The organism is Nonomuraea mesophila, from assembly GCF_004352805.1.
In the GTDB taxonomy this organism is placed as follows: Bacteria; Actinomycetota; Actinomycetes; order Streptosporangiales; family Streptosporangiaceae; genus Nonomuraea; species Nonomuraea longispora.
Genome location: NZ_SMLD01000133.1, coordinates 1 through 25717, shown reverse-complemented (window position 1 = coordinate 25717; position 25717 = coordinate 1). Strand labels below are relative to the sequence as shown.

20 protein-coding genes and 1 tRNA gene are annotated in these 25717 nt (G+C 69.4%); 11 read left to right on the top strand and 10 right to left on the bottom strand.

Annotated elements, in window-relative coordinates:
• The 4 genes from E1295_RS49175 to polA form a co-directional block, all read right to left on the bottom strand.
• On the bottom strand, nt 1-298 hold a 298-nt coding region (locus E1295_RS49175), incomplete at its 3' end, for a hypothetical protein (protein ID WP_425465380.1).
• Nucleotides 299-1048: 750 nt separating this feature from the next.
• Complete coding sequence (rpsA, locus tag E1295_RS35360; protein ID WP_132637466.1) at nt 1049-2536, bottom strand: 30S ribosomal protein S1; 1488 nt, start codon at nt 2534-2536, stop codon at nt 1049-1051.
• A 192-nt stretch (nt 2537-2728) separates the two neighbouring features.
• Entirely contained in the window at nt 2729-3802 is a 1074-nt protein-coding gene (locus tag E1295_RS35355; protein WP_246080740.1) for a polysaccharide deacetylase family protein, read from the bottom strand.
• A gap of 131 nt (nt 3803-3933) precedes the next feature.
• Nucleotides 3934-6624: a DNA polymerase I gene (gene polA, locus E1295_RS35350; RefSeq protein ID WP_132637462.1), complete on the bottom strand. Its 2691-nt coding sequence runs from the start codon at nt 6622-6624 to the stop codon at nt 3934-3936.
• A gap of 80 nt (nt 6625-6704) precedes the next feature.
• On the opposite strand from polA, the gene E1295_RS35345 reads away from it, so the two are divergent.
• The 6 genes from E1295_RS35345 (at nt 6705) to E1295_RS35320 (ending at nt 11858) form a co-directional block, all read left to right on the top strand.
• Nucleotides 6705-7100: a PaaI family thioesterase gene (locus E1295_RS35345; RefSeq protein ID WP_246080738.1), complete on the top strand. Its 396-nt coding sequence runs from the start codon at nt 6705-6707 to the stop codon at nt 7098-7100.
• A 393-nt stretch (nt 7101-7493) separates the two neighbouring features.
• Nucleotides 7494-8786 (top strand): branched-chain amino acid ABC transporter permease, encoded by a 1293-nt coding sequence (locus E1295_RS35340; RefSeq protein ID WP_246080736.1) that lies wholly within the window; start codon nt 7494-7496, stop codon nt 8784-8786.
• Nucleotides 8787-8801: 15 nt separating this feature from the next.
• The gene (locus E1295_RS35335; RefSeq protein WP_132637460.1) at nt 8802-9800 is read left to right on the top strand and encodes a branched-chain amino acid ABC transporter permease; all 999 of its coding nucleotides are present in this window, start codon (nt 8802-8804) and stop codon (nt 9798-9800) included.
• 4 nt (nt 9801-9804) lie between these two features.
• Nucleotides 9805-10728 (top strand): ABC transporter ATP-binding protein, encoded by a 924-nt coding sequence (locus E1295_RS35330; RefSeq protein WP_246080734.1) that lies wholly within the window; start codon nt 9805-9807, stop codon nt 10726-10728.
• Nucleotides 10725-11510: an ABC transporter ATP-binding protein gene (locus E1295_RS35325; RefSeq protein ID WP_132637456.1), complete on the top strand. Its 786-nt coding sequence runs from the start codon at nt 10725-10727 to the stop codon at nt 11508-11510. The genes E1295_RS35330 and E1295_RS35325 overlap by 4 nt, the downstream gene beginning before the upstream one ends.
• Nucleotides 11511-11567: 57 nt before the next feature.
• Nucleotides 11568-11858: a hypothetical protein gene (locus E1295_RS35320; RefSeq protein ID WP_132637454.1), complete on the top strand. Its 291-nt coding sequence runs from the start codon at nt 11568-11570 to the stop codon at nt 11856-11858.
• 58 nt (nt 11859-11916) lie between these two features.
• On the opposite strand, the gene E1295_RS35315 is transcribed toward E1295_RS35320, so the two are convergent.
• Nucleotides 11917-13221, bottom strand: a complete 1305-nt coding sequence (locus tag E1295_RS35315) for an ABC transporter substrate-binding protein (protein ID WP_132637452.1) — start codon at nt 13219-13221, stop codon at nt 11917-11919.
• A 215-nt stretch (nt 13222-13436) separates the two neighbouring features.
• On the opposite strand from E1295_RS35315, the gene E1295_RS35310 reads away from it, so the two are divergent.
• Nucleotides 13437-14252, top strand: coding sequence for a hypothetical protein (locus E1295_RS35310; protein WP_132637450.1), 816 nt, complete (start codon nt 13437-13439; stop codon nt 14250-14252).
• Between the two features lie 40 nt (nt 14253-14292).
• On the opposite strand, the gene E1295_RS35305 is transcribed toward E1295_RS35310, so the two are convergent.
• Nucleotides 14293-15591 (bottom strand): ABC transporter substrate-binding protein, encoded by a 1299-nt coding sequence (locus E1295_RS35305; protein ID WP_132637448.1) that lies wholly within the window; start codon nt 15589-15591, stop codon nt 14293-14295.
• 437 nt (nt 15592-16028) lie between these two features.
• On the bottom strand, nt 16029-16595 hold the full coding sequence (locus tag E1295_RS35300) for an ANTAR domain-containing response regulator (protein ID WP_220449047.1): 567 nt from the start codon (nt 16593-16595) through the stop codon (nt 16029-16031).
• Nucleotides 16596-16721: 126 nt separating this feature from the next.
• Between E1295_RS35300 and E1295_RS35295 the strand changes: the two genes are divergently transcribed.
• Nucleotides 16722-16804, top strand: a tRNA-Leu gene (locus tag E1295_RS35295).
• A gap of 287 nt (nt 16805-17091) precedes the next feature.
• Complete coding sequence (locus E1295_RS35290; RefSeq protein ID WP_132637444.1) at nt 17092-17841, top strand: YbaB/EbfC family nucleoid-associated protein; 750 nt, start codon at nt 17092-17094, stop codon at nt 17839-17841.
• A gap of 70 nt (nt 17842-17911) precedes the next feature.
• Here E1295_RS35290 and E1295_RS35285 read toward each other — a convergent pair whose 3' ends face one another.
• Complete coding sequence (locus E1295_RS35285; RefSeq protein ID WP_132637442.1) at nt 17912-19774, bottom strand: LysM peptidoglycan-binding domain-containing protein; 1863 nt, start codon at nt 19772-19774, stop codon at nt 17912-17914.
• Nucleotides 19775-20180: 406 nt separating this feature from the next.
• Here E1295_RS35285 and E1295_RS35280 point away from each other — a divergent pair, with 406 nt between their 5' ends.
• Nucleotides 20181-21122 carry a methionyl-tRNA formyltransferase gene (locus tag E1295_RS35280; protein ID WP_132637440.1) on the top strand — a complete coding sequence of 314 codons (942 nt, stop codon included), beginning with the start codon at nt 20181-20183 and terminating at the stop codon, nt 21120-21122.
• On the opposite strand, the gene panD is transcribed toward E1295_RS35280, so the two are convergent.
• On the bottom strand, nt 21109-21516 hold the full coding sequence (gene panD, locus E1295_RS35275) for an aspartate 1-decarboxylase (RefSeq protein ID WP_132637438.1): 408 nt from the start codon (nt 21514-21516) through the stop codon (nt 21109-21111). The genes E1295_RS35280 and panD overlap by 14 nt on opposite strands.
• A 75-nt stretch (nt 21517-21591) precedes the next feature.
• On the opposite strand from panD, the gene E1295_RS35270 reads away from it, so the two are divergent.
• Nucleotides 21592-22602, top strand: a complete 1011-nt coding sequence (locus E1295_RS35270; protein WP_132637436.1) for an ABC transporter substrate-binding protein — start codon at nt 21592-21594, stop codon at nt 22600-22602.
• Here E1295_RS35270 and E1295_RS35265 read toward each other — a convergent pair.
• Nucleotides 22595-25717 (bottom strand): non-ribosomal peptide synthetase (locus E1295_RS35265; RefSeq protein ID WP_132637434.1); only part of this gene is annotated, 3123 nt, incomplete at its 5' end. The genes E1295_RS35270 and E1295_RS35265 overlap by 8 nt on opposite strands.

Genomic DNA, 25717 nt, shown 5'->3' with positions numbered 1-25717 from the left:
CGACACCGCCGCCGCCCACGCCCACCAAGCCCGTCACCACACCCACGGTCGCCACGCCCGCCGCGCCCCTGCCACTCGCGCCCGCCGCGCCCGACACCACACCCACCGCCGCCACGTTCGGCACGACACCCGCGCCCGGCACGACAGGTAGGACACCCGCGCCCGGCACCACGGGTAGGACGCCCGCGCCCGTCGCGATCGGGATGCCCCGTGTGCCCGCTGTGGCGGCGGTCGCCGGTATGACCGCGGGAACGGTTCCCGGCGCGACCGCCAGCGCCAACGCCGGTACGACCGTCATCCGCAACCTTCGCTGACCCTTGCCCACCGTGCCGCTCCTGCAGAATTGTGCCGACAGCGCAGGTCAGCAGTCTGTCAGCGCTCCGCGGGCCGGTGGACGGCTTCGCCGAAGGCCGTCAGAGGTTTTCCCGGCCGGCTTCGCGGATCGTCCGGAAAGCGGCGCGTATGCCCGCCGCCAGAGAGTCCGGCGCCGCAATGGCGACCATGTGGCTGGGCCGTGCGCCCGTCCCCAGGAGACGATGTCGTTGCCGCGTTCGGCGATCCGCCGCATCACCGCCGGCTCGCCGTGTGTCACCCCGGTCGGTACGGCGCGCTGGTCGATGGGCTGCCCCACGGCGCCTTCGTAGCAGGGCCACGACGACGACCCACCGGTGCCGGTCAACCAGAGAGGCTCGCGTCGGCCGGCCCCAGGTCGCGTTCGACGGGCTCGGACCCCGCCCCCTACCCGCCGAACTCCTTGAACCTCTCCACGAGGATGTCCGGTGAATGCGCTTGATGACGTTCATGCCCGGCGCCCAGGATCCCTTGCGGCGGAAGTGTTTCCGCGATGACGCCCGCTCCACCGCTCGGGGCAGACCGTCCGGAGGATGGCGTACAGGTGGGTGCCGCCTGTGCGTCACTGAGCCGGACCGCGTACCGGAAGTGTTGGGGGCGCACCCGCGAAGGCGGCCGGAGACGAAGAACCCCGCACGGTGCTCCGTGCGGGGTTCTTCGTTCAGGCCAGGGATCGAGCCGCAGCCTCAGGCAGAGGTCAGCTCTGGCCGCCGGCGAGCTTCTCGCGCAGGGCCGCGAGCGCCTCGTCGGAGGCGAGCGCACCACTGGCGGGAGCCGAGGACGAGCCGCCGCCCGACTGGGCCTGCGAGTCGCCGCCGCTGTAGGACGAAGGAGCGGCCTCGCCGGCCTCCGCCTCGGCCTTGCGGGCCTCCTCGATCTGCTTCCTGTGGGCCTCGAAGCGCTGCTGGGCCTCGGCGTACTGCCGCTCCCACTCCTCACGCTGCTTGTCGAAGCCCTCGAGCCACTCGCCCGTCTCCGGGTCGAAGCCCTCGGGGTAGATGTAGTTGCCCTGGTCGTCGTAGGTGGCCGCCATGCCGTAGAGGGTCGGGTCGAACTCGACCTCGGTGCCGACACCCTCGTTGGCCTGCTTCAGCGACAGGCTGATGCGACGGCGGTCGAGGTCGATGTCGATGATCTTGACGAAGATCTCGTCGCCGACCTGGACGACCTGCTCCGGGATCTCCACGTGGCGCTCGGCCAGCTCGGAGATGTGGACCAGGCCCTCGATGCCCTCCTCGACCCGGACGAACGCGCCGAACGGCACCAGCTTGGTGACGCGGCCCGGCACGACCTGGCCGATCTGGTGGGTGCGGGCGAACTGCTGCCACGGGTCTTCCTGCGTGGCCTTGAGCGACAGGGAGACGCGCTCGCGCTCCATGTCGACGTCGAGGACCTCGACCGTGACCTCCTGGCCCACCTCGACGACCTCGGACGGGTGGTCGATGTGCTTCCAGGACAGCTCGGACACGTGGACCAGACCATCGACGCCGCCGAGGTCGACGAAGGCGCCGAAGTTGACGATCGAGGAGACGACGCCCTTGCGGACCTGGCCCTTCTGGAGGGTGTTGAGGAACGTCTGGCGAACCTCGGACTGCGTCTGCTCCAGCCAGGCACGGCGCGACAGGACCACGTTGTTGCGGTTCTTGTCGAGCTCGATGATCTTGGCTTCGAGCTCGCGGCCGACGTACGGCTGCAGATCGCGGACACGCCGCATCTCGACCAGGGACGCCGGAAGGAAGCCACGGAGGCCGATGTCGAGGATGAGACCACCCTTGACGACCTCGATGACGGTGCCGGTGACGATGCCGTCCTCGTCCTTGATCTTCTCGATCGTGCCCCAGGCGCGCTCGTACTGGGCGCGCTTCTTGGACAGGATCAGGCGACCCTCCTTGTCCTCCTTCTGGAGAACCAGGGCCTCGACGTGTTCGCCGACCTCCACGACGTCAGCAGGGTCGACATCGTGCTTGATCGAAAGCTCGCGCGAGGGAATGACACCCTCGGTCTTGTAGCCGATATCGAGAAGGACCTCGTCTCGATCGACCTTGACGACGGTGCCCTCGACAATGTCGCCGTCGTTGAAGTACTTGATGGTCTCGTCGATCGCTGCGAGGAAGGCTTCCTCGGACCCGATGTCGTTGACCGCTACCTGCGGGGTGCTCGAGGTGGCCTCAGTGCTGGACGTCATGTGTGGAATTGCTCCGAACGCGGACAGGATGTCGATGTGGCGGACGCGCGGCAGGCCCTCTTCCGCATCAAGCCGAGGAATGACGACATCGACGTGACCGAGCGCGAGCCCGCTCCGTCTGAGGCGCGCGCGAGCCCACAGCGCAGCGATCAGCATATGAGACGTTGGCCACCGGGTCAATCCAGGGAGGCGTCAGTAGGCGATGACCTTGCGCCCCCGCTTGGCGTCGATATTACCGCGTAGTCTCTTCGGGATGGAGATCCGATCGGGGTCTCCGTCAGAGACGTAGCGCTCACCAGGGTGCTTACGCAGCCAGCCGAGCCAGTAGTCCGAGCACCACTTGCGGCACTCGCCCTTTCTGGCGTTGCTCTGGATGCGCTGAATCGCTCCCCGGTCGAACTTTTTCGCGTAGGGCGAAACCGACGGCTCGGCTCCGGCGAGGAACACGCCGGCGAAATCATAACGGGTGCCGTCCCACGCGCCGGTCCGCGCGGGCTTCTTCCCGCGGGGCAGCGAGCCGTACGGCAGCGCCATGGTCCTGGAGGGAGACACGCCCAGCTCCTTCAGCAGGCGTTCGAGCCGGACGATCTGCTCGCGCACCTTCCTGCGCTTGATCGCCCGTAGGTCGGGATGGCTCCAGGTGTGGTTGGCGACCTCGTAGCCGTGGTCGGCCAGCCACCGCACGGCCACCGTCTGCGAGGGCCTGTCGCGCAGCCCGAACGGCTCCTTGTTGATCCAGAACGTGGCCACCGGCCGGAAGGACGGGTGTTTCCTGGCGACCTCCTGGATCACGGCCACGGCCGTGCCGGGAGCGGGGTTGCCCGCGGCGTCGAGGGCGAAGTGGCTGGGATGCCCGTCGTCGAACGTCAGCACGACGGGGAACCTCCCCGCCGGCACCCTGATGTCGCCGGTGGCGAACTCGCCGGCCGTGATCGGCACGTAGCCCTCCTTCGCCAGCCGCTCCAGCTCCTTCCTGAGCTGGCCGGGGGTCCGGTCGATGGAGGCCCGCCGTTCGGGGGTGATGCGGTGGTACATCAGGATCGGCACCAGGCCCGCCTCGTTGGCGCGCACCTGGCGGGCGAACTCGGGCGTGGACACGACGCCGGGCGGCTGGCCCACGGGTGACGGGCTGGGCGGCGGGCCGGCCGACGGGGTGGACTGCCGAGGGCCGGCGCCCACCTCGGCGGCGTCGTCCGGCCGTGCGTGCGGCCGCGGCTCGTCGGGTAACAGGCTCAGCCCGATGATCGCGACCGTTATCACCACCACGTTCGCAACGCCGATGATCCGCGTGAGAGACGCTGGTAACCGCACAGAACTCCCGGGCCGCTCGGGTGAGAATCACGATCAGATTAGTGCAGACCGCCCACGGCGGGCGGCCCGCCAGGTCGTCGGCCGGGTCAGTGACCGGCGTCCTCCCAGGTGCGCCCGACGCCCACGGAGACCTCCAGTGGCACGCGCAGGTGGTAGGCGGCGTTCATCTGGTCGCGGACGAGCTGCGTGAGCGGCTCCAGCTCGCCGGGCGCCACCTCGAACACCAGCTCGTCGTGGACCTGCAGCAACATCCGGGAGGCCAGCCCCTCCTCGCCGAGCGCCTGCCGGACGTGGAGCATGGCGACCTTGATGATGTCGGCCGCCGAGCCCTGGATGGGGGCGTTGAGCGCCATGCGCTCGGCCATCTCGCGGCGCTGGCGGTTGTCGCTGGTGAGGTCGGGGAGGTAGCGGCGGCGGCCCATGATGGTCTCGGTGTAGCCGTCGGCGCGGGCCTGCTGGACGATGGCGTGCAGGAAGTCGCGCACGCCGCCGAACTCGGTGAAGTATTCCTCCTTCAGCGCCCGGGCCTCGGCCACCGGGATGTTGAGCTGCTGGGCGAGCCCGAAGTCGGACAGGCCGTAGGCCAGGCCGTAGTTCATCGCCTTGATGCGGGCGCGCAGCTCGCCGTCGATCTGCTCGGGCGGCAGGTCGAACACTCTCGCGGCGGTGGCCTGGTGGAAGTCGTGGCCCGACTCGAACGCCTCGATCAGCGACTCGTCGCCCGACAGGTGGGCCATGATGCGCAGCTCGATCTGGCTGTAGTCGGCCGTCAGCAGCGTCTCGTAGCCCTCGCCGACCACGAAGCCCTGCCGGATGCGGCGGCCCTCCGCGGTGCGGATCGGGATGTTCTGCAGGTTGGGCTTCTCCGACGACAGCCGGCCCGTGGCGGCCATGGTCTGGTTGAACGTGGTGTGGATGCGCCCGTCGTCGGCGATCTCCTTGATCAGGCCCTCGACGGTGATGCGGAGCTTGGCCTGGTCACGGTGGCGCAGCATGATCGTGGGCAGCTCGTGCTCGGTCTGGGTGGCCAGCCAGGCGAGCTGGTCGGCGTCGGTGCTCCAGCCGGTCTTGATCTTCTTCGTCTTGGGCAGGTTGAGCCGGACGAAGAGGATCTCCTGCAGCTGCTTGGGCGAGCCGAGGTTGAACTGCTCGCCGACCGAGCGGTGCGCCTCCTCGACGGCGTGCTTGACCGCGGCGCCGAACTCGGCCTCCAGGCCCGCGAAGTATTCGCTGTCGACGGCGATGCCGGCGCGCTCCATCTCGGCCAGCACCGACAGCAGCGGCAGCTCCACGTCGGCCAGGAGCTGGGTGCCGCCCCTGCCTTCGAGGAAGGTCTCCAGGGAGTCGGCCAGCTCGCGCACGGCGTGGGCGCGCAGCGCGAGGTCCTTGGCCGGGGCGTCCTCGTCGTCGCCGAACAGCGCGGCCTGGCCGTCGGACTCCTCCTCGGCGCGCAGGTCGCGGTTGAGGTAGCGCCTGGCCAGGTCTTCCAGGGCGAACGTGCGTTGCCCCGGCATCGCGAGGTAGGCGGCCAGCGCGGTGTCGCAGCTCAGGCCGCGCAGCTCCATGCCCTGCGCCCACAGGGCCAGGATGGGGCCCTTGGCGTCGTGGACGGCCTTGGGGCGGGCGTCGTCGCCCAGCCAGGCGCGCAGGGCCGTCTCGTCGGCCTCGGTGAGCTTGACGGGGTCGACGTAGGCGGCCGTGCCGTCGGGCGAGGCGATGGCGATGCCCTCGATGCGCCCGCTGCCGCTGCCGTAGATGCCCCTGAAGGCCAGGCCCGCGCGGCCGGCGGGCAACGCCGACAGCCAGCCCGCGACGCGGTCGGGGCCGAGCAGCACCGTCTCCACCTCGAAGCCCTGCTCGGGCTCCTGCTCGCCGGTGCCGAGCACCTTGAACACGCGCTCGCGCAGCTCGCCGCGGATCTGCAGCGTGTCGAACAGCTTGTTGATCTCCTCGCGCTCCCACGTGCCCTGCGTGAGCTCGCCGGGTTGGACCTCGAGCGGGACGTCGCGCAGCAGCTCGGTGAGCCGCCGGTTCATCAGCACCTGGGCGACGTGCTCGCGCAGCTTGTCGCCGACCTTGCCCTTGACCTCGTCGACCCGGTCGACCAGCGCGGTCAGCGAGCCGAACTCGCGCACCCACTTGGCCGCCGTCTTCTCCCCGACACTGGGGATGCTGAGCAGGTTGTCGCTGGGGTCGCCGCGCAGCGCCGCGAAGTCGGGGTATTGCGCGGGGGTCAGCCCGTATTTCTCCTGCACCGCCTCGGGCGTGAACCTCGTCATGTCGCTGATGCCGCGCCGGGTCATCAGGACGGTGACGTTCTCGTCGACCAGCTGGAGCGCGTCGCGGTCGCCGGTGACGATCAGGACGTTCATGCCCTCCGCGGAGGCCCGGGTGGCCAGGGTCGCGATGAGGTCGTCGGCCTCGAAGCCGGCCTTGGACAACCGCGGGACGCGCAGCGTGTCGAGCAGCTCGAAGATGAGCTGCATCTGCCCGCGGAAGTCCTCGGGCGTCTCGCTCCTGTTGGCCTTGTAGTCGGAGTATTCCTCATGGCGGAACGTCGGCTCCGACCTGTCGAAGGCCACCGCCACGTGGGTCGGCTGCTCGTCGCGCAGGATGTTGGTCAACATCGAGGTGAACCCGTAGACCGCCTCGGTGTGCTGACCGTCGGTGGTCATCAGGTTGGCGTCCTTGAGCGCGTAGAACGCGCGATAGGCCAGGGAATGCCCATCAAGCAGCAACAGGCACGGGCGGCTGGGGGTCACTTCACTCTTCGGCACACCCGCAGCCTAGTCTGCGTCTGCGACAGAAAACCTGAGCTCGGAAGAGTGGAGACGTCCCTTTGACACAGACCAATCCCATGGATGTAGCGATGGTCGTCGACATGCACGCGGGCACGCTCCCCGCGCGGATGGGCATCGAGTTCCTCGAGGCCACGCCCGAGCGGGTGTCCGGCCGGATGCCGGTCGAGGGCAACACGCAGCCGTACGGCCTGCTGCACGGCGGGGCGTCCGTGGTGCTGGCCGAGACCCTGGGCTCGGTGGCGGCGGCGATCCACGCCGGACCCGATCGCATCGCCGTGGGCATCGAGATCAACGCGACCCACCACCGCTCCGCGAGCTCCGGCCACGTGACGGGCGTCGCGACCCGGTTGCACGCGGGCCGGACGCTGGCGACGTACGACATCGAGATCAGCGACGAGCAGGGACGTCGCGTCTGCACCTCTCGCCTCACCTGCATGCTGCGCGACCGCTGACACGAAGTTCACTTGCGCCCAGCCTTTGCGTACGCCCCCCGCGGGTCGCTACGGTTGTCCGAACAGCCCGCGGGGAGGCCCAGTAGAAAACGTGTACGGCCGGGGAAGCCTTACACGGCCCCAAAGGCCGCCCCGCGGGCTCGTCGACATCCACAGCGATCGTTATCTGACGTTTTCCCGACGCGTCAGGCGTCTCCCTCGATTGCGCCCCTGACCTGCTCGTTGGTTGCTCACATCAGTGACACACACATGTCACTAATTGGTGACGAACGATACTGAAACGGGCGCACCCGGAATAAGCTCCCGCCATTGCATCCCAGTTGTGCCTGCGATGCGCGCGTGTCGAGATGGAGGGGCAACACCCCGCCTTGACCTATTTTCGAGGGAGCACCATTGCGCAGAGCCGTGATCGCGTTCACGGCCTTCCTGGGTGGACTCGTCTTCCTGCTCGCCGGCCCCGCCCACGCGGGCCCGGCCGACTGCCAGGGCTTGAGGGGAACACTCAACTTCCAAGGCCAGCCAGTGAACGGCGCCAAAATCTCCGTGACCACCGAGGACGGCAAGCCCGTCGCGGAGGCCACCACCGACGCTCAAGGCAGATGGGATGTCCAGGTCGAGGATCCAGGCAGGTACAAAGTCACCTTGGATCTCGGCAGCCTTCCGCAGAACGCCCAGCCGCGCGGCGGCACGAACGTCCGCACGCTGAGCGTCCATGAGGGCAACTGCTCCACCGCCCTCTTCCCCCTCCAGCCGAAGGGCGGTGAAGGACAGGACCAGACGCAGGAGAGCACCGAAAACAGCGCGTTCTGGACCCGCGCCGCGCAGCTCACCTTCGAGGGCTTCAACCTCGGCCTGATCATCGCCCTGGCCGCGCTCGGCCTGTCGCTCATCTACGGCACGACCGGCCTGACCAACTTCGCCCACGGCGAGCTGGTCACCCTCGGCGCGATCCTCGCCTACGGGTTCAACGCGGGCATGGGCCTTCATCTCATCCCGGCCGCGGCCATCGCCGTCATCGTCGCCGGCCTGCTCGGCTATATGCAGGACCGCTTCTTCTGGGGGCAACTGCGCAGGCGCGGCACCGGCATCATCGCCATGATGATCATCTCGATCGGCGTCGCGCTCTTCCTGCGCTACCTGTTCCTGATCGTCTTCGGCGGCCAGACCGAGGCGTACACGCAGTACAACGCGCAACCCGGCATGCAGCTCGGGCCGATCTCGGCCGCGCCGAAGAACCTCGTCGCCATGGGCATCGAGCTGGTCGTGCTCATCATCGTCGGCATCGCGCTCCTGCGCACCCGCACCGGCAAGGCGGCCCGCGCGGTGGCCGACAACCCGGCGCTCGCGTCGTCGTCCGGCATCAACGTCGACCGGGTCGTGCGCATCATCTGGACGATGGGCGGCGCCATCGCCGCGCTCGCGGGCATCATGCTCGGCCTCTCCCAGAACCTGAAATACACGATGGGCCAGGAGATGCTCCTGCTCATCTTCGCCGGCGTGACGCTCGGCGGGCTCGGCACCGCGTTCGGCGCCCTGATCGGGTCGCTGGTGGTCGGCCTGTTCATCCAGGTCTCGACGCTGTGGGTGCCTCCGGAGCTCAAGAGCGTCGGCGCGCTCGCCATTCTCATCATCGTGCTCCTCGTCCGGCCGCAGGGCATCCTCGGCCGCCGCGAGCGGATCGGCTGACCGGGGAGGATCAGAATGGACTGGATCACGATCTTCAGCACCACCATCAAGGCCGCGGTCGGCGTCGAGACGGTGCTGTACGGCATCGCCGCCATCGGTCTCAACATCCACTTCGGCTACACCGGCCTGCTCAACTTCGGCCAGGCCGCGTTCATGGGTGTGGCCGGCTACGGCCTGGCGGTCACCGTCGTCGTCCTCGGCATGCCGTTCTGGGTCGGCGTCATCTTCGGCCTGCTCGCGGCGGTGATCCTGGCGTTCCTGCTGGGCATACCGACGCTCCAGCTGCGCGCCGACTACCTCGCCATCGTCACCATCGCGGCGGCCGAGATCGTCCGGCTCGTCTTCCGCTCGGTGCAGTTCAAGGACGTCTTCGGCGGCTCCGACGGCCACCGCGGCTTCACCGAGGGCTTCTACGCGCTCAATCCCTATCCCGCGGGAAACTACGGCTTCAACCTCGGCCCCATCCCGCTGTTCTTCAACCACCGTACGATGTGGGTGATCACCATCGGCTGGGTGCTGATCGCCCTGGCCTGCCTGGTGGTGCACCTGCTGATGAAGAGCCCGTGGGGCCGCGTGCTCAAGGCCATCCGCGAGGACGAGGACGCCGTGCGCAGCCTCGGCAAGAGCGTCTTCTCCTACAAGATGCAGGCGCTGGTGCTCGGCGGCGTCATCGGCTGCATGGGCGGCTTCATCTACGGTCTGGGCTATGCCTCGGTGCAGCCCGACGTGTTCGGCACCGAGACGACGTTCTACATGTACACGATGGTCATCCTCGGCGGCGCGGCCCGCGTGCTCGGCCCGGTCATCGGCTCGATGCTGTTCTGGGTCCTGCTCGTGCTCATCTACGGTGTGCTCTCCGAGGCCGTCCGCGTTGGGTACATCACCTTCATGGACACCAACCAGGTCGGCGCCCTGCGCTGGATCCTGGTCGGCGCCGGCTTGATCCTGTTGCTTGTCTACCGGCCACAGGGCATCTTCGGTGACAAGAGGGAGATCGCAATCGATGCACGCTGAGACCATGAGCACCGACAGGAAGGCGGCCGCCCTTGCCGCCTTCAAAGACCTGGCCCGCGACCCCGGCGTGCCGAAACCCGACCCCATCCTGGTGGTGGACAACGTCGTACGCCGCTTCGGCGGTCTGACGGCCGTCGACGTCGGCCACGTGGAGATCCAGCGCGGCTCCATCACGGCGCTGATCGGCCCCAACGGCGCCGGCAAGACCACGTTCTTCAACCAGCTGACCGGTTTCGACACGGCCGACTCCGGCACATGGACGTTCAACGGACGGCCCATGAACGGCGTGCCCGCCCACAAGGTGGCCCGGCGCGGCATGGTGCGCACGTTCCAGCTCACCAAGGCGCTCTCGCGCCTGACGGTGCTGGAGAACATGCGGCTCGGAGCCCAGCAGCAGAAGGGCGAGAACTTCTGGCGTGCGCTCGTGCCGGCCGTGTGGCGCGGCCAGGAGGACGAGATCACCGGCCGGGCCGAAGAGCTGCTGGTCCGCTTCAAGCTCGACGCCAAGCGCGACGACTTCGCCGGATCGTTGTCCGGCGGCCAGCGCAAGCTGCTGGAGATGGCCCGCGCGCTCATGGTCAACCCCGAGCTGGTCATGCTCGACGAGCCCATGGCGGGCGTCAACCCCGCGCTGACCCAGTCGCTGCTCGGCCACGTCAAGGACCTGCGCGAGCAGGGCATGACGGTGCTGTTCGTCGAGCACGACATGGACATGGTCCGCGACATCAGCGACTGGGTGATCGTCATGGCCCAGGGCGCGGTCATCGCCGAGGGCCCGCCCGCGACGATCATGTCCGACGAGCGGGTGATCGACGCCTACCTGGGCGCCCACCACGACGCGCCGCTGTCCGAGGGCGAGCTGGAGGAGCAGCTGCACCAGGCCGAGGCCGCGCTTGAGGCCGAGATCGAGGAGGAGACGCAGAAGTGAACGCCGGCCCAGAGTCGAAGGCGGCCGTCACCGACCGCAGTGCGCACCTGGAAGGCGCCGAGGACGCCGTGCTCCGGTGCGACGAGCTGATCGCCGGCTACCTGCCGGGCGTCAACATCCTCAACGGCTCCGACCTCTACGTCAAGGACGGCGAGCTGATCGGCATCATCGGCCCCAACGGCGCCGGGAAGTCGACCCTGCTCAAGGCCATGTTCGGGCTCGTCAACATCCGCAGCGGCACGGTGCTGCTCAAGGGCGAGAACATCACGAACATGAAGGCGCACACGCTGGTCGCCCGCGGGGTCGGCTACGTCCCCCAGACCAACAACGTCTTCCCCAGCCTCACCATCGAGGAGAACCTCGAGATGGGGGCCTTCCAGACACCGGGGAAGTTCAAGGAGCGCTTCGCGTTCGTGTCGGAGCTGTTCCCCGCGCTCAGGGAGCGTCGCAAGCAGCGCGCCGGGTCCCTGTCCGGCGGTGAGCGGCAGATGGTGGCGATGGCGAGGGCCCTGATGACCGAGCCCTCGGTGCTGCTGCTCGACGAGCCGTCCGCCGGGCTGTCGCCCAAGCTGCAGGACCTGGTGTTCATCCAGGCCCAGCAGATCAACAAGGCAGGCGTGACGGTCATCATGGTGGAGCAGAACGCGCGCCGCTGCCTGCAGATCTGCCACCGCGGCTATGTGCTCGACCAGGGCCGCAACGCCTACACCGGCACCGGCCGGCAGCTCGCCGACGACCCCAAGGTCATCGAGCTCTACCTCGGCACGCTGGCCAAGGCGTAGATCCGCGTCCGGCGGAAACGGCGGAAGGGCTCCCGATGAGCCCTTCCGCCGTTTTTGATGACCGATGTGAACCGTTTCGCGACAGTCGCGCTCCGGCCTCTGCTGGGCCCGAAGGGCCAGGAGGACCGCCAGCACTTCGAGGACGCCCTGACCGGCCGCCTGGCCGAGGTGCACGGCATCGCGCGGGAGTTCGGCGGCCGGTTGCCCGGCTCGCTGAGCGGGGCCGCGGAGACCCTCGAGACGACGACCGCGGGACCGTCCAGGAACGACGTGCCACGCGAGCGCCGGGTGGCGCTGCTCAAGCGCTACCGCGCGGCCGCCGACCAGATCGTGGCCGACTGCGGATGACGGGGAAGGGCCCGGTCTCACGACCGGGCCCTTCGACGTTCACGCGGTTGATCCGGGCTCAGCCCTCGATGTTGCCGGTGCGGTATTCGAGCGCCTTGACCGGGTACTTGTTGTCGTCGCCGTACTGGTAGATGCCGATCGTGGCGACCGCCGGGTCACCGGCCTCGTTGAACTCGACCGGGCCGCTGATGCCGTCGTAGTCGATGTCCTTGCCGGCCTTCAGCAGGTCGACGCACTCCTTGAAGTTCTTGCACTTCTCGCCGCCCTTGCTGACCTCGGCCAGCTTGGCCGCGATGTCGGCGCCCGCGTCGCTCTTGGCGGCCTCGGCGGCCAGCGCGATCAGGTTGGCCGCGTCATAGGACTCGGGAGCGTAGGTGAAGTCCTCCAGCTTGGGGTCGACCTCGACGAGGTCCTTCCGGAAGGAGTCGGGGGCCGAGGCGCCGGGGTAGGTGCCCTTGACGCCCTCGAGCGTGCCCTTGGGCATCTTCACGTAGTTGGTGTTCGACATGTTGCCGTCCACCATGTACCACTTGTGCTTGCTGGCCGGCATGCCCTGCTTGACCAGCTCGCCGATGACCTTCGCGGTCTCCTCGAAGCCGATCAGGACGACGCCCTTCGGGTTCTTGGCCTTGATCTTGGCGATGTCGGCGGAGAAGTCGGGCGCCTTCGGGTCGTAGTCGACCCGCTCGACCACCTGGGCGCCGGCCTCGGTGACGGTCTTCTCCACCTGGTCGGCCAGGCCGGTGCCGTAGGAGTCCTGCATCGCCATGATGGCGACCGTGTCGTTGCCGTCGGACACCACGAGGTCGCCGAGCACGCGACCCTGCAGCTTGTCCGGCGGCGCGGTGCGGAAGTAGAGGCCGTGGTCGTTGATCGTGGTGAACTTGTCGGAGGTGTTGGCCGGCGAGAAGTGCACCACCCCGGCGCCCGTGATCTTGTCGATCACCGACTCCGACACCGACGACGAGGCGGCGCCGATGATGGCGTCGGCCTTCTGCGCCAGCAGCTTGTCCACCGACTGCGACGCGATGTTGGTCGTCGTGTCGCCCGAGTCGGTGTCGAACTTCTCAACAGGCTTGCCGAGCACGCCCCCGGCCTCGTTGATCTCCTTGAGCGCGAGGTCCACCCCCGCGAACTCGGGCGGGCCGAGGAACGCCAGCGAACCGGTCTGGGGCAACAGCGTGCCGAGCGTGAGCGTGCCGTCACCCTTCGCCGCAGCCGGCGCCGAGGACGAGGACGAGGCAGGCGCGGCACTTTCGGAAGCTTGCGTGGCCGTGTCGCCGCCACCACCGCAGGCTGTCAGGGCCAGGCTGGTGGCAGCCGCGACAGCCAGCGCCCGTCCCACGGGAGCAATGCGGATCATGAAGTGTCTCCTTCATTTCAGGCCGGGGATCCGTCAGCACCGCCGAACGTTCCCGATCGAATGACGGAAACGTACAAAACTCCCGCGTGCTCCAACTAGATGCCGCGAAGAACTGTCGGCACTTGGATGCGGAGTCGTAATCAGTCCTCAACTTACGGACCTGCGGAAGCGGCTTTAATCTGCGTCAGGTGAAGCGCGTTACCACATTCTTGGCCATGGTGGCCCTTCTCGCCGGTTGCGGTTCCTCGGAGCCGCCTGCGCCGGCTCCTTCTGGCCCGCCCGACGGCGTCTCCGTCACACTCGGGCAATGGCGTTCCGACGAGCCGGCCCACCGGCTCCAGGTGGCCGTGCGCAATACCCGGGACACCCCGGTCTACTTCGCCGACGTCCAGCTGGTGACGCCGTCGTTCCGTACGGTGCCCGCGAGCAGGGCCGGCGCGGCCATCGGCAGAACCGAGCGCACCGACCTGCCCATCCCGTACGGCGCCGCCAGGTGCTCCTCCGGCGGCCTGCCGCAGCTGCGGCCCGCCACCGTCGTGGCCCACCTCCGCGTCGGCTCGGAACCGCTGCGCGAAGTGACCTTCGACCTGCCCCACCCCGACCCGCTGCTGGCCCGGCTGCTGCGCGACGAGTGCTCGGAGTACCTCGTCCGGCAGGCCGTGAGCATCACGTTCGGCCAGGAGTGGACGGAGTCCGGCAAGGTCATGCGCGGCGAGCTGATCGTCACCCGGCGCGGCGCCGGAGCGGTGAAGCTGGCCGCCATGGGCGGCACGACGCACTACAACGTCGCCTACGACGGACGCTCCCTCGGTGCGCTGCCGTCCGCCGAGCAGCGCCTGGAGATCCCGGTCGAGCTCACCCCCGCCCGCTGCGACGGCCACGCGTTCGGCGAGGCCAAGAAGGCCTTCCAGTTCCCCGTGCGGGCGAGCATCGACGGGGGCGAGGAGCGCGTCATCGTCGTGGCGCCGCCCAAGCCGCTGCAGGACCGCCTGATCGGCTTCGCCTTCAGGGCGTGCGGCTTCGGCCGCTGAGCTACCCGCCGTTCGCGGGCGCTCAGCGGCCGGACCGAGGTCAGCCCTGGATGTTGCCGGTGCGGTACTCCAGCGCCTTGGTGTCGTAGGTGTTGTCGTCGCCGTACTGGTAGATGCCGATCGTGGCGACCGCCGGGTCTCCGGCGTCGTCGAATTCGACCGGGCCGCTGACGCCCTCGTAGTCGATGTCCTTGCCGTCCTTCAGCAGGGCGGCGCACTCCTTGAAGCTCTTGCACTTCTCGCCGCCCTTGCTGACCTCGGCCAGCTTGGACGCGATCGACGCGCCGGAGTCGTCCTTCGCCGCCTCGGCGGCCAGCGCGATCAGGTTCGCCGCGTCGTACGACTCCGCCGCGTACGTGAAGTCGTCGAGTTCGGGGTTGAGCTTCTTGAGCTTCTTCCTGAAGTCGTCGGGAGCCTCCGCGCCCGGGATGGTGCCCTTGACGCCCGTGAGCGTGCCCTTGGGCATCTTCAGGTAGTTGGTGTTCGACATGTTGCCGTCCACCATGTACCACTTGACCTTGTCGGCCGGCATGCCCTGCTTGACCAGCTCCGCGATGACCTTGGCCCCCTCCTCGAAGCCGATCAGCACGACCGCCTTCGGGTTCTTGGCCTTGATCCGTGCCACGTCGGCGGAGAACTCCGGCGCCTTCGGGTCGTAGTCGACCCGCTCCACGACGCTGGCCCCGGCCTCCTCGGCGGTCTTGGTGACCTGGTCGGCCAGGCCCGAGCCGTACGAGTCCTGCATGGCGAGGATGCCGATGGTGTCGTTGCCGTCGGCGGCGATCAGGTCGCCCAGCACGCGGCCCTGCAGCTTGTCCGGCGGCGCGGTACGGAAGTACAGGCCGTGATCCTTGATCGTGGTGAACTTGTCGGAGGTGTTGGCCGGCGAGAACTGCACCACCCCGGCGCCCGTCACCTTGTCGATGATCGACTCCGACACCGACGACGACGCCGCGCCCACGATCGCGTCCACCTTCTGCGCCAGCAGCTTGTCCACCGACTGCGACGCGATGTTCGTCGTCGTGTCCCCCGAGTCGGTGTGGACCGCCTTGACCGGCTTGCCGAGCACGCCCCCGGCGTCGTTGATCTCCTTGACGGCCTGGTCGACGCCGGCGAACTCGGGCGGGCCGAGGAACGCCAGCGAACCGGTCTGCGGCAGCACCGTGCCGAGGGTCAGCGTGCCGTCGCCCTTCGCCGCGGGGGCGGAGGACTCGGTGGACGACGCCGGCTCGGACTGCTGCGCCGACGTGCCGTCGCCACCGCCGCCACAGGCCGTCAGGGCCAGGCTCGCCGCGGCCGCGACGGCCAGCAGGCGTCCCGCTGGAGCAATGCGGATCATATAAAAGACTCCCCCAATCTCAGCGAAGGAACGTCCCCTTCGCCGGGTTCTCCGAGTTCAGGATGCCTCTCGGATGGGACGGCCGGGGGTTGTTACACGGCTTTTATGCTGATTCGTAATGTCCTAAATACCCATCGTAATGGAATGTTTCGCGACAGTTACGGACAGTTCGCACAAGGAACACCCTCGAGCCGAAATTTCAGGACTCTGGCCGGAATGGTGGGAAAGTTGGGACATAAGAGGTTTACTCGCGGCCCGGCGCGATCACGACCACGGCCCAGCACGCGCCCCTGGCCGCAGCCGGACACCACGCAGCCCCACGTGGCACCGCCCCGCGCCACGCCACCCGCTACCGGGCGGTCCAGCACCGAGGCGCACAGGCCGACGCTGCGCCGGCCGCCGTCGCGGGACCCCACGCCGAGCGCGGCACGAGCGCCTCAGCCGCGATCGGCCGCGTCGTCCATAACGATCTGAGCAACCTCGCGCATGCTCAGCCGCCGGTCCATCGACGCCTTCTGGATCCACCTGAACGCCTGAGGCTCGCTCCAGCCGTGCTGCGTCATGAGCTGCCCCTTGGCCCGCTCGACCAGCTTCCTCGTCTCCAGCCGCTCCGACAGGTTCGACACCTCGGCGGCCAGCGCCACCATCTCCTCGTGCCTGCTGACCGCCATCTCGATGGCCGGCACCAGGTCGGCCTTCGTGAACGGCTTGACCAGGTAGGCCATCGCTCCCGCGTCCCTGGCTCGTTCGACCAGGTCACGCTGGGAGAACGCGGTCAGGATGAGGCACGGGGCGATGCGTTCGCCGACGATGCGCTCGGCCGCGGAGATGCCGTCGAGCACGGGCATCTTGACGTCGAGGATGACGAGATCGGGTCTCAGCTCATCGGCCAGCCGGATCGCCTGCTCACCGTCACCGGCCTCCCCCACGACGACGTAGCCGTCCTCCTGGAGCATCTCCTTGAGGTCGAGGCGGATCAGCGCCTCGTCTTCCGCGATCACCACTCGCCGCTGCGTACTCACGAGCGCAAGAGTACAGACGTCCGGTAGATTAGATCCACGCTGGTGCCCGTCGCTGATCATCTTCGGCGGCGGAGTACAGTGCTGATCCGGACAAGTCCGGAAATATCGGCCGGAATGATGGAATGGCAGACATGGACGCCTCAAAAGCGTCTGCTCGAAAGGGCGTGCGGGTTCGAATCCCGCTTCCGGCACCTCTGCCCCACCCACGTGCCGTACGCGCCGGTCACCGTGCCGACTGCGCACAGGCACCCGTCACGCCATCAAGTCTCCGCCGCGGGCGGAGCCGTCTTCGCCATCATGGGCCGTGAGTTCGGGGCGTGCCCGCCTGCCGGGTGACGCCCGGGCGCGAGGGCGCCGGGTGGCTCGACCGCCGGATCCGGCCCTCATCCGGGCTGTTGGGGGCCCAGCGCAGATCCACGGCATGCCGGATGTCCTAAACTGGCGCGCTGAAAGAGACGCGTGATCATTGGAGTGCCGCATGGCTACGCCCTCCGGACGGGATGACGATCGCGAGATCCTGGCTGCGATCAACGGCAAGGTCGAGCAGATGGTGCGGGAGTCCTTGGCGGCGCGGGATCGTGATCGCGAGGTCGGCGGTGCCGGCCGGAGCGACGACGGGATGATCAAAGCCAAGGCCGACGCCGACGGTGCGATCGTCTCGCTCACGCTCGATCCGCGCGTGATGCGGCGTGACGCGGTTCGTCTCGCCGGGGATGTGGTCGCGGTGCTCGACGCGGCGCATCAGGACGCGCGGCGGCAGGCGCAGGAGGTGCTCGACGGCGCCGGGCTCGCCTCGATCACGCCGGACCCGCTCGGCGAGAGCCTTGCGTCCGACCGGGACGGGCGGGCGGTGAGCGGCGTACTCCGCCGCCTGCTGGAGATGTCCGGCGCGGACGACGAGTACGAAGAAGAGCGCCGCGTGCCCGGCTTCCTGGAGAAGGAGTACGACGAGCTGCAGAGCCTGGTCGGCACGGGTACGAACGCGTCCGGGCACGTCACGGCGACCGCGGACGCGCACGGGCGCGTACGCGAGCTCGGCATCGGTCCCCGCGCCATGCGGCTGGACAGTCACGTGCTGGCGGAGGAGATTCTGGCGGCCGTGCGCGACGCGCGGCGCGCGGTCGTCGCCAAGGCGGAGGAGAAGGTGTTCGGCGCCTTCCCCCAACTCGGCCGCGGAACAGGCGACGACGTCCCGCATCCGGAACGTTCCCGGGGCAGGCGCCGGTGACCCGGGACGGCGCCGCACGTGCCCGCCGGTGACCCCGTACGGCGCCTCGTGTGAGGCGCCGTACGGGTCCCTAGGAGGCCTTCTGCTTGTCGAGTTCCGGGATCATCAGCTTCTGCCCGGGTGACAGGTTGCCCTGATCGATGCCGTCGAGCTGCCAGTTGGCCTGCTGGAGGAGCGACGCGTACTGCGGGTCGCCGTATTCGCGCTGGGCGATCGCCCACAGCGTGTCGCCGGACTGCACCGTATGCGTGGTGGCGCCGACCGGTGACCTGGCGGCGGAGCGGGAGGATTCGCCGCTGGAGTTGTTCTCCCAGTTCCGGTAGTCCGGGACCGTCAGGTCGACGGGCTCGCTCTGGCCGCGGGGCACCAGGGTGTAATTGATCGTTCCAGGCAGGAGGCCGAGGATGCGGCCCTTCCAGAAGGGGTTCAGGTTGAGGAAGGCGTTGACCGGCGCGATCTGCCTGGCCCGGTAGGTGAGGCTGTTCTTCGGGAGCCAGATCTTGGAGCCGTCGCTGAGCTTCATCTGGGCAAGATGGTTGCCGGGCAGAACACGTCCGTAGCGGACGTTGGTGGCCGACATCGCACGGCTCGGGTCGATGGGCCAGAGTTTCTTGAGTCCCCACTTGTCCGCGTTGCGCCAGGCGAGGTGCTTCAGGCCGGTCGCGTCACGGAGCAGTCCGTAGTATCCGGCGCCGAAGACCGCACTGACGCCGCCGACGATGACGCCGTCCTTGAGCGCGGCGCCGAAGCTCTTGTTCTCGAACATCATGCTGAGTGCGGTGGCGGCGCCGGCGTTGATGCCGAGTTCGAGCGCCATGTTGAACCCGAGAGGGTGAGCCTGCGCGAACCTGGTGACCGAGCCGAGCCTCTTCATGAGGGAGAAGGCGCCGCCGAGGCCAAGGAGGAAGGACAGGGTGCCCAGCATGCCAGGGGAGACCGAGAAGGGATCTTCGACGCCCCGGCCGGCGTTCGCCAGCGAGGAGTTGACGTAGTTGGCGCCGACGACGCCGATCCCGTTCTTCATGAACCCGCTCAGCACAGAGCCGCGTCCAGCCACGCTGGTTCCGAACCCCTTGCCGAGCTGCTTGAGCCTGGCGCGCAGGAGTTTGATCACCAGCAGGGCGCGCTGCCTGAGGGTGTGGGCCATCCTCACGAGGAAGGCGCGTACCGCGGGGTTGAGGATCGCCGCCCCGGCCATGATGACGCCGATCGCGGCCAGCGTCTGCAGGGTGCGCTTGACGAGGTGCTTGGACCTCTGGGTCTCCTCGACGGCGTTGCCGAGGATCTCGGCGGAGTGCTCGGAGCGCGCGGCCCACTCCGTCAAGGTCTGGGCCTCGTGCCGGCCGCCGGCCGGGTTGACGTGCTCTCTCCAGGCCGCGTGGTAGGTCTGGGCGGCCTCTCCGCCCCATCGTGCCTTCTCGACCTCGTCCTCGACCGCGTCGATGTCGGGCTGCAACTGCCGGAGCCGGTGGGCGGTCTCCTGGCACGCCTGCTGCATCTCGACGAGCTTGCGTTCGTAGTCGTCGCCGAGGCCCAGCAGGTCGAGGGTGGCGTTGAACGTCACGGACAGCGTGCCGGGGTCGGGCAGCTCGACGTTCTCCCGGAAGGGGGGCGGGTCGTCGGGCGGGAGGAGGCGATCGCTCCAGCCGTAGTTGGCGGCGGAGTAGATCAGGTTGTTCCCGCCGTTGCGCAGGGCGCTGGACCGCCGGTACATGGTGTCGGACAGGTCGCGGAAGAACTGGTTGTAGCCGCCGGCGAGTTCCGCTGCGCCGTCCTGGATCAGGGCGTACGAATTGACGTCGCCCTTCGCGTGCGCGACGAACGACCTGCGAATCTCGTAGAGTATGTCGCCCGCGTCCTGGCTCCTCATGCCGGCCCGCTTGAGGTGCTCGAGCCCGTCGGGGCCGGCGTAGCTGAAACCACTACTGGCCATGCACTTCCTCATTCACTTGACGATGTGGCCGCTCGACGGGATCACCGCCGCGGTCTCGTGCCGGCACGCCGTGGCCCGTGGAGCGGGATCCTGTGGGATCGGTCGCCCGATGCGTGAACGACACGGCAGCCTCCGCCTCTCGATCAGTGAGGCGAAACAAGCCCGGCCCGGGGCGCGGGGACCCGATGCCCGCTGACGGCTTCGCTGCGAAGGAGCGGCTTGTTTGGCCCGTAACCTGTTAGACACTAATTGATCAGCAAATCTTCGGTCAACTGGGGTTTTACCACTCGGCGTCGGCAATTTCCGCCCCGCCGAAACCGAGTCCAGGAACCAGGAGACCACCCTCCTCGCGACCGTTTATTTAGGTTAGGCTCACCTAATTAGGGCCTATTCACAGGAGGCGCACATGCGGGTTGCGATGTTCGGCTACCAGACCTGGGGACACCGTACGTTGCAGGCACTGCTGGACTCCGGCCACGAGGTGGTGCTCGCCGTGACGCACCCCAGGAGCGAGCACGCCTACGAGAAGATCTGGGACGACTCGGTGGCCGACCTGGCCGCCGGGCACGGCGTCCCGGTGCTGCTGCGCTCCAGGCCGGACGACGAGCTGGTCACCGCGCTCAAGGCGGCCGAGCCGGACATCATCGTCGCCAACAACTGGCGCACCTGGATCCCGCCGGAGATCTTCCGGCTGCCCCGCCACGGCACGCTGAACGTGCACGACTCGCTGCTGCCCGCCTACGCCGGCTTCTCGCCGCTGATCTGGGCGCTGATCAACGGGGAGGAGGAGGTGGGCGTCACCGCCCACCTGATGGACGAGGAGCTGGACGCCGGCGACATCGTGCTGCAGCGAGCCGTACATGTCGGCCCTTCCGACACGGCCACGGACCTGTTCCACCGGACCGTCGCCCTCATCGGGCCGATCGTGCGGGACGCGCTCACGCTCATCGACAGCGGCCGGGCCGCACCGGTCCCCCAGGACCGGTCGAAGGCCAGCTTCTTCCACAAACGCTCCGTCGAGGACGGCCGCATCGTCTGGAGCCGGCCGGCGCAGGACATCGAGCGACTGGTACGCGCCCAGTCCGACCCGTACCCGAACGCTTTCACCTTCTACCGGGGCGAGCGCATCCGCGTGCTGAAGGCGTCGGTGTCGAAGGGCCGGTACGGAGGGACCCCCGGCCGGGTGTTCATCCGCGAGGGCGACGGAGTCGTCATCGTCGCCGGCCCGGAGGCCCACAGAGGGCGCGGCCACGGGCTGGTGATCGAGCAGGTCCGCACGGAGTCGGGCGCGGACCTGCCCGCCACGGAGGTCTTCCGCACGATGGGCGGCTACCTCACCGACCGGTGACCTGGGCGGCCGAGCCGGGGACCGGCGCGGCCAGGTCGGCTCCGAGACCGACGATCCGGTTGCGTCCGTCGACGTGCACCACCAAGGGGACGTACGAGGCAGCCTCGTCGTCGGCCACATGCCGGAAGGACATGATGATCACGAGGTCTCCGGGGGACACGAGGTGGGCGGCGGCCCCGTTGATGCCGATGACGCCCGAGCCCGCCTCCCCTTCGATGGCGTACGTGACCAGCCGTGAGCCGCTGGTGATGTCGACGACGTGGACCTGCTCCCCCTCGATGAGCCCGGCCGCGTCCATGAGGTCCTTGTCGATGGTGATGGACCCGACGTAGTGGAGGTCGGCCTGCGTCACGGTGGCCCTGTGGATCTTCCCGCCGAGCAGGATGCGCTGCATCTTCAGCTCCCCATGATCAATGTTAGGTAATGCTATCCTAAATTGCATCCCATCGCCTGGCCAGAAGGACCACAGATGATCAGTTTCCGCGCGCTCAGGAGAGCCTTGGTCAGCACCGTGTCAGGGGTCCTCCTGGCGGCCTCGCTGATCTCCTGCTCCGGCACGCGGGCCGAGGCCCCGCAGGCCGCCGCCCCGCAGGCCGATGCCGCGTTCCCGGTCACCATCGACCACAAGTTCGGCAGCACCACGATCGAGTCACGGCCGTCCCGGGTCGTCACCGTCGGGTGGAACGACCAGGACTTCGCGCTCGCGCTGGGCGTGGTGCCGGTCAGCACGCGCGCGTGGTTCGACGAGTACGCGAACTTCCCCTGGGTCAAGGCGGCGCTGGGCGGCAGGAAGCTGTCCACGTTCTCGGCGGAGCTGAACTTCGAGGCCATCATCAAGCAGCGGCCCGACCTGATCATCGCCATCTACGAGACCGTCAACAAGGAGACGTACGACAAGCTCTCCCAGATCGCGCCGACGGTGATCCAGTCCGGCGACTACGCCGACGAGCAGACGCCGTGGGACGTCCAGACGCTCACCACGGGCAAGGCGCTCGGCAGGCCGGCCGAGGCGCGGGCGCTCGTCGACAAGGTCAACGCGAAGATCGCCGAGGCGAAGCAGGCGCATCCCGAGTTCGCCGGGAAGGTCCTCGTGGTGGACTTCGGGCCGGAGAACGGGCAGCACTGGCTCATTCCAGCCCGTGACCCGCGCCGTGCGCTGTTCGACGCGCTCGGCTTCGCCGCCCAGAGCGAGTCGGAGGAGATCAGCGAGGAGCGGCTCGACCTGATCGACCGGGACGTGCTGTTCGTCAACGGCGCGACCAGGGCCACGATGCTGAAGTCGCCGGTCTTCTCCCGGCTGAAGGTGGTCGAGACCGACCGTACGATCTACACGGACTTCTCCACCCCGCTCGGCGGCGCGCTGTCCTACAGCGGGCCCCACGCGCTGCTCTACGCGCTCGACGTGCTCGTGCCGCAGCTCGCCAACGCCGCCGACATGGACCCCTCGACCCCGGTCAAGGACCTGTCCGCCATCACATGAGGCGGGCCAGCAGCGGTCCGAGGATCTCCAGGGTGCCGGCGTCCAGCAGTTCCGAATGCCGGCACCCGATCTCGGCCACGCGCAGCTCCCCCGCCACGTAGGGGCGCCACCGCTTCGAGGCCGCGCCGGTGAACCCCTGCTCGGGTACGGTCGCGTCGACGAAGAACACGTCGCCGGGATAGACGTCATACCGGGCCCGCGCCAGCATGCGGTCATGGGCCAGGTAGCTCTCCACGACCCGCTCGATCTGCTCGTCCTCCAGCGCCGCGACGCCGTCGTCCATGGAGCGCAGGAAGGCGACGGCGTCGGCGGCGGACATGCGCGCGTCCGGCACCCGGTAGCCCATCTCGGCCAGCAGCGCGGCCACGTCGCCCGCGCCGCCGCTCACCTCCACCGGCGTGTCGAGCATGCCGAGCAGGCGGAGGTCGCGGCCCTCCGCCGCCAGCCGCACGGCCACCTTGTGCGCGACCGCGCCGCCGAACGACCATCCGAGCAGGGAGAGCGGCCCATCGGGGGCCACGCCGGCGATGAGGCCCGCGTACTCGGCGGCGAGGTCGTCCAGGCTCTCGGGCAGGCCGCTGTCGCGGCTCAGCCGGGGCGACTGCAGCCCGTACAGGGGAACGCCCTCGGGCAGGTGGCGCTTGAGCGGGGCGAAGGGCCAGCTCAGCCCGCTCGCGGGCGGGAAGCAGAACAGCGGCGGGCGGGTGCCGTCGCCCGGCCGCAGCGTGAGCAGTTCGGCCATGGCGTCGGCCGCGGGCACGCCGCCGCTGATCCGCCTGGCCAGGGCGGCCGCGGTGGAGGCGGCGAACAGGTCCGCCACCGGGAGGTCCGCGCCCAGCCGGGCGCACAGGGCGGTGGCCAGGCGGACGAGCAGCAGCGAGTGGCCGCCGAGGGCGAAGAAGTCGTCGTCCACGCCGACAGGCCCGGTGCCCAGCACCTCCTCCATGACGGCGCAGACGGCCGCCTCGGTACGCGTGCGCGGCCCGGTGCCGCCCGCCGTCCGCGCGAGGTCCACCTCGGGCAGGGCGGCGCGGTCCACCTTGCCGTTCGGGGTGAGCGGCAGCTCGTCGAGGACGACGACGGCGGAGGGAACCATCCAGGAGGGCAGCCGCTCCGCGAGGTGGTCGCGCAGCGCGGGCGCGGGGGCGGTGACGTACGCGAGGAGCCTGTCCTGCCGGGCGGCGACCGCGACCTGCGACACGCCGGGGCAGGTGGCCGCGACCGCCTCGATCTCGCCCGGCTCGACGCGGTGGCCCCGCACCTTGACCTGGTGGTCGGCCCGGCCGAGGAACTCCAGCTCGCCGCCGCCGTTCCAGCGGGCCAGGTCGCCGGTACGGTACATGCGCCCGCCGGTGAACGGATCGGCGACGAACCTGGACGCGGTCAGGCCGGGGCGGCGCAGATAGCCGCGGGCGACCTGATCGCCGCCGAGATACAGCTCCCCGGCGACGCCGGGAGGCGCCGGGCGCAGCGCCGCGTCCAGCACGTACGCCGTCGTTCCCGGCAGGGGCCGTCCGAGGGTGGGGGGCTCGTCCCCGCGGACCGCCGCGGCGGTGGCCCACACGGTCACCTCGGTCGGGCCGTACAGATTCGTCACCGAGGCGGCGCGTCCGCTCAGGTCGCGGGCCAGGGAGGGCGGCAGTGCCTCGCCGCCGGCCAGGACGCGCACGCCGCGCAGATCGGCCTCGGGCGGCAGTGTCGACCACAACGACGGCGTGGCCTGCATGACGGTGATCCGTTCCCTGCTCAGCAGCCCGGCCAGCAGGTGCGGGTCGCGCACCTGCGCGCCGGAGGCCAGCACCACGCAGCCTCCCGCCGTCAGCGGCCCCATCAGCTCCAGGACGGAGATGTCGAAGGAGAGCGTCGTCACGGCGAGCAGCCGCTCGCCCGGCCCGGCCACCGGCAGCGCGGCGAGGAGACACTCCAGGTCGCGCTGGGTCACGACCACGCCCTTCGGACGGCCGGTCGAGCCGGAGGTGTAGATGACGTACGCGGCCGAACGCGGGTCGCGCGGCGGAGGGACGAAGGAGGCCGGCCCGCCGGAGGGCGTGATGCCGTCGGGGAAGAGCTCCCGGGTGTGCTCGTCCACCACGATCGCGGCCGGTCGCGCGTCGGCCACCATGAACCGCAGCCGCTCGGCGGGGAACGCGGGATCGAGGGGCAGGTAGGCGGCGCCCGCCTTGGCCACGCCGAGCACGGCCACCAGCAGCGCGGCCGAGCGCGGCAGGGCGATCCCGACGAGGTCCTCGGGTCCGAGGCCGCCGAGCCGGGCGGCGAAGGCGTCGGAGGCGGCGTCGAGTTCGGCGTAGCTCATCGTCTCGCCGGCGAAGACGCAGGCGTCGGCGTCGGGGGTGCGCCGGGCCTGGGCGGAGAAACGTTCGTACCACGGCTGCCCGCCCGCCCGCGGCGGGCCGCCGTTCTGCCACCGGGCGAGCTCGGCACGGTCGTCACCGGCGAGCACGCGAGCCTGTCCGACCGGCAGGTCAGGCCGGGCGGCGACCTCGCCGAGCAGCACGAGGAGACGGTCGACGAGCCGCCGGGCCGTCGCGGGGCGGAAGCGGCCGGCGTCGTACTCGAGGATCGCCTCGAACGGCTCGCCGTCGACGAAGGTGACGTTGAGGTCCACCTTCGGATCGGCGGCGACCTCGGGCGCCTCCCCCACCGGCAGGCCGAGCACGGTGCCGCGGCCGGCGGGCCGGTGCAGGTAGCCGAGCATCACCTGGAACAGCGGGTTGCGGCCCTGCGCGCGCGCCGGGTTGACCGCCTCGACCACCTGCTGGAAGGGCAGGCCGGCGTGCTCGAACGCGGCCAGGTCACTCTCGCGCACCCGGCGCAGCAGCTCGGTGAACGTGGGCGCGCCGGACAGGTCCGTACGCAGCACGACGGTGTTGACGAAGAACCCGACGAGGTCGTCCAGCACGGGATCGGCGCGGCCCGAGGCCGGGGTGCCGATGGGGATGTCGTCCCCGGCTCCGAGGCGGGACAGCAGGGTGGCGAGCGCCGCGTGCAGCACCATGAACAGGCTGGCCGACTCCGCCCGTCCCAGCTCGCGCAGCGCGCCGACCAGGTCGGGCGGCAGCTCGGCGCTCACCTGGCCGGCGGGCGGGGCCGCGGG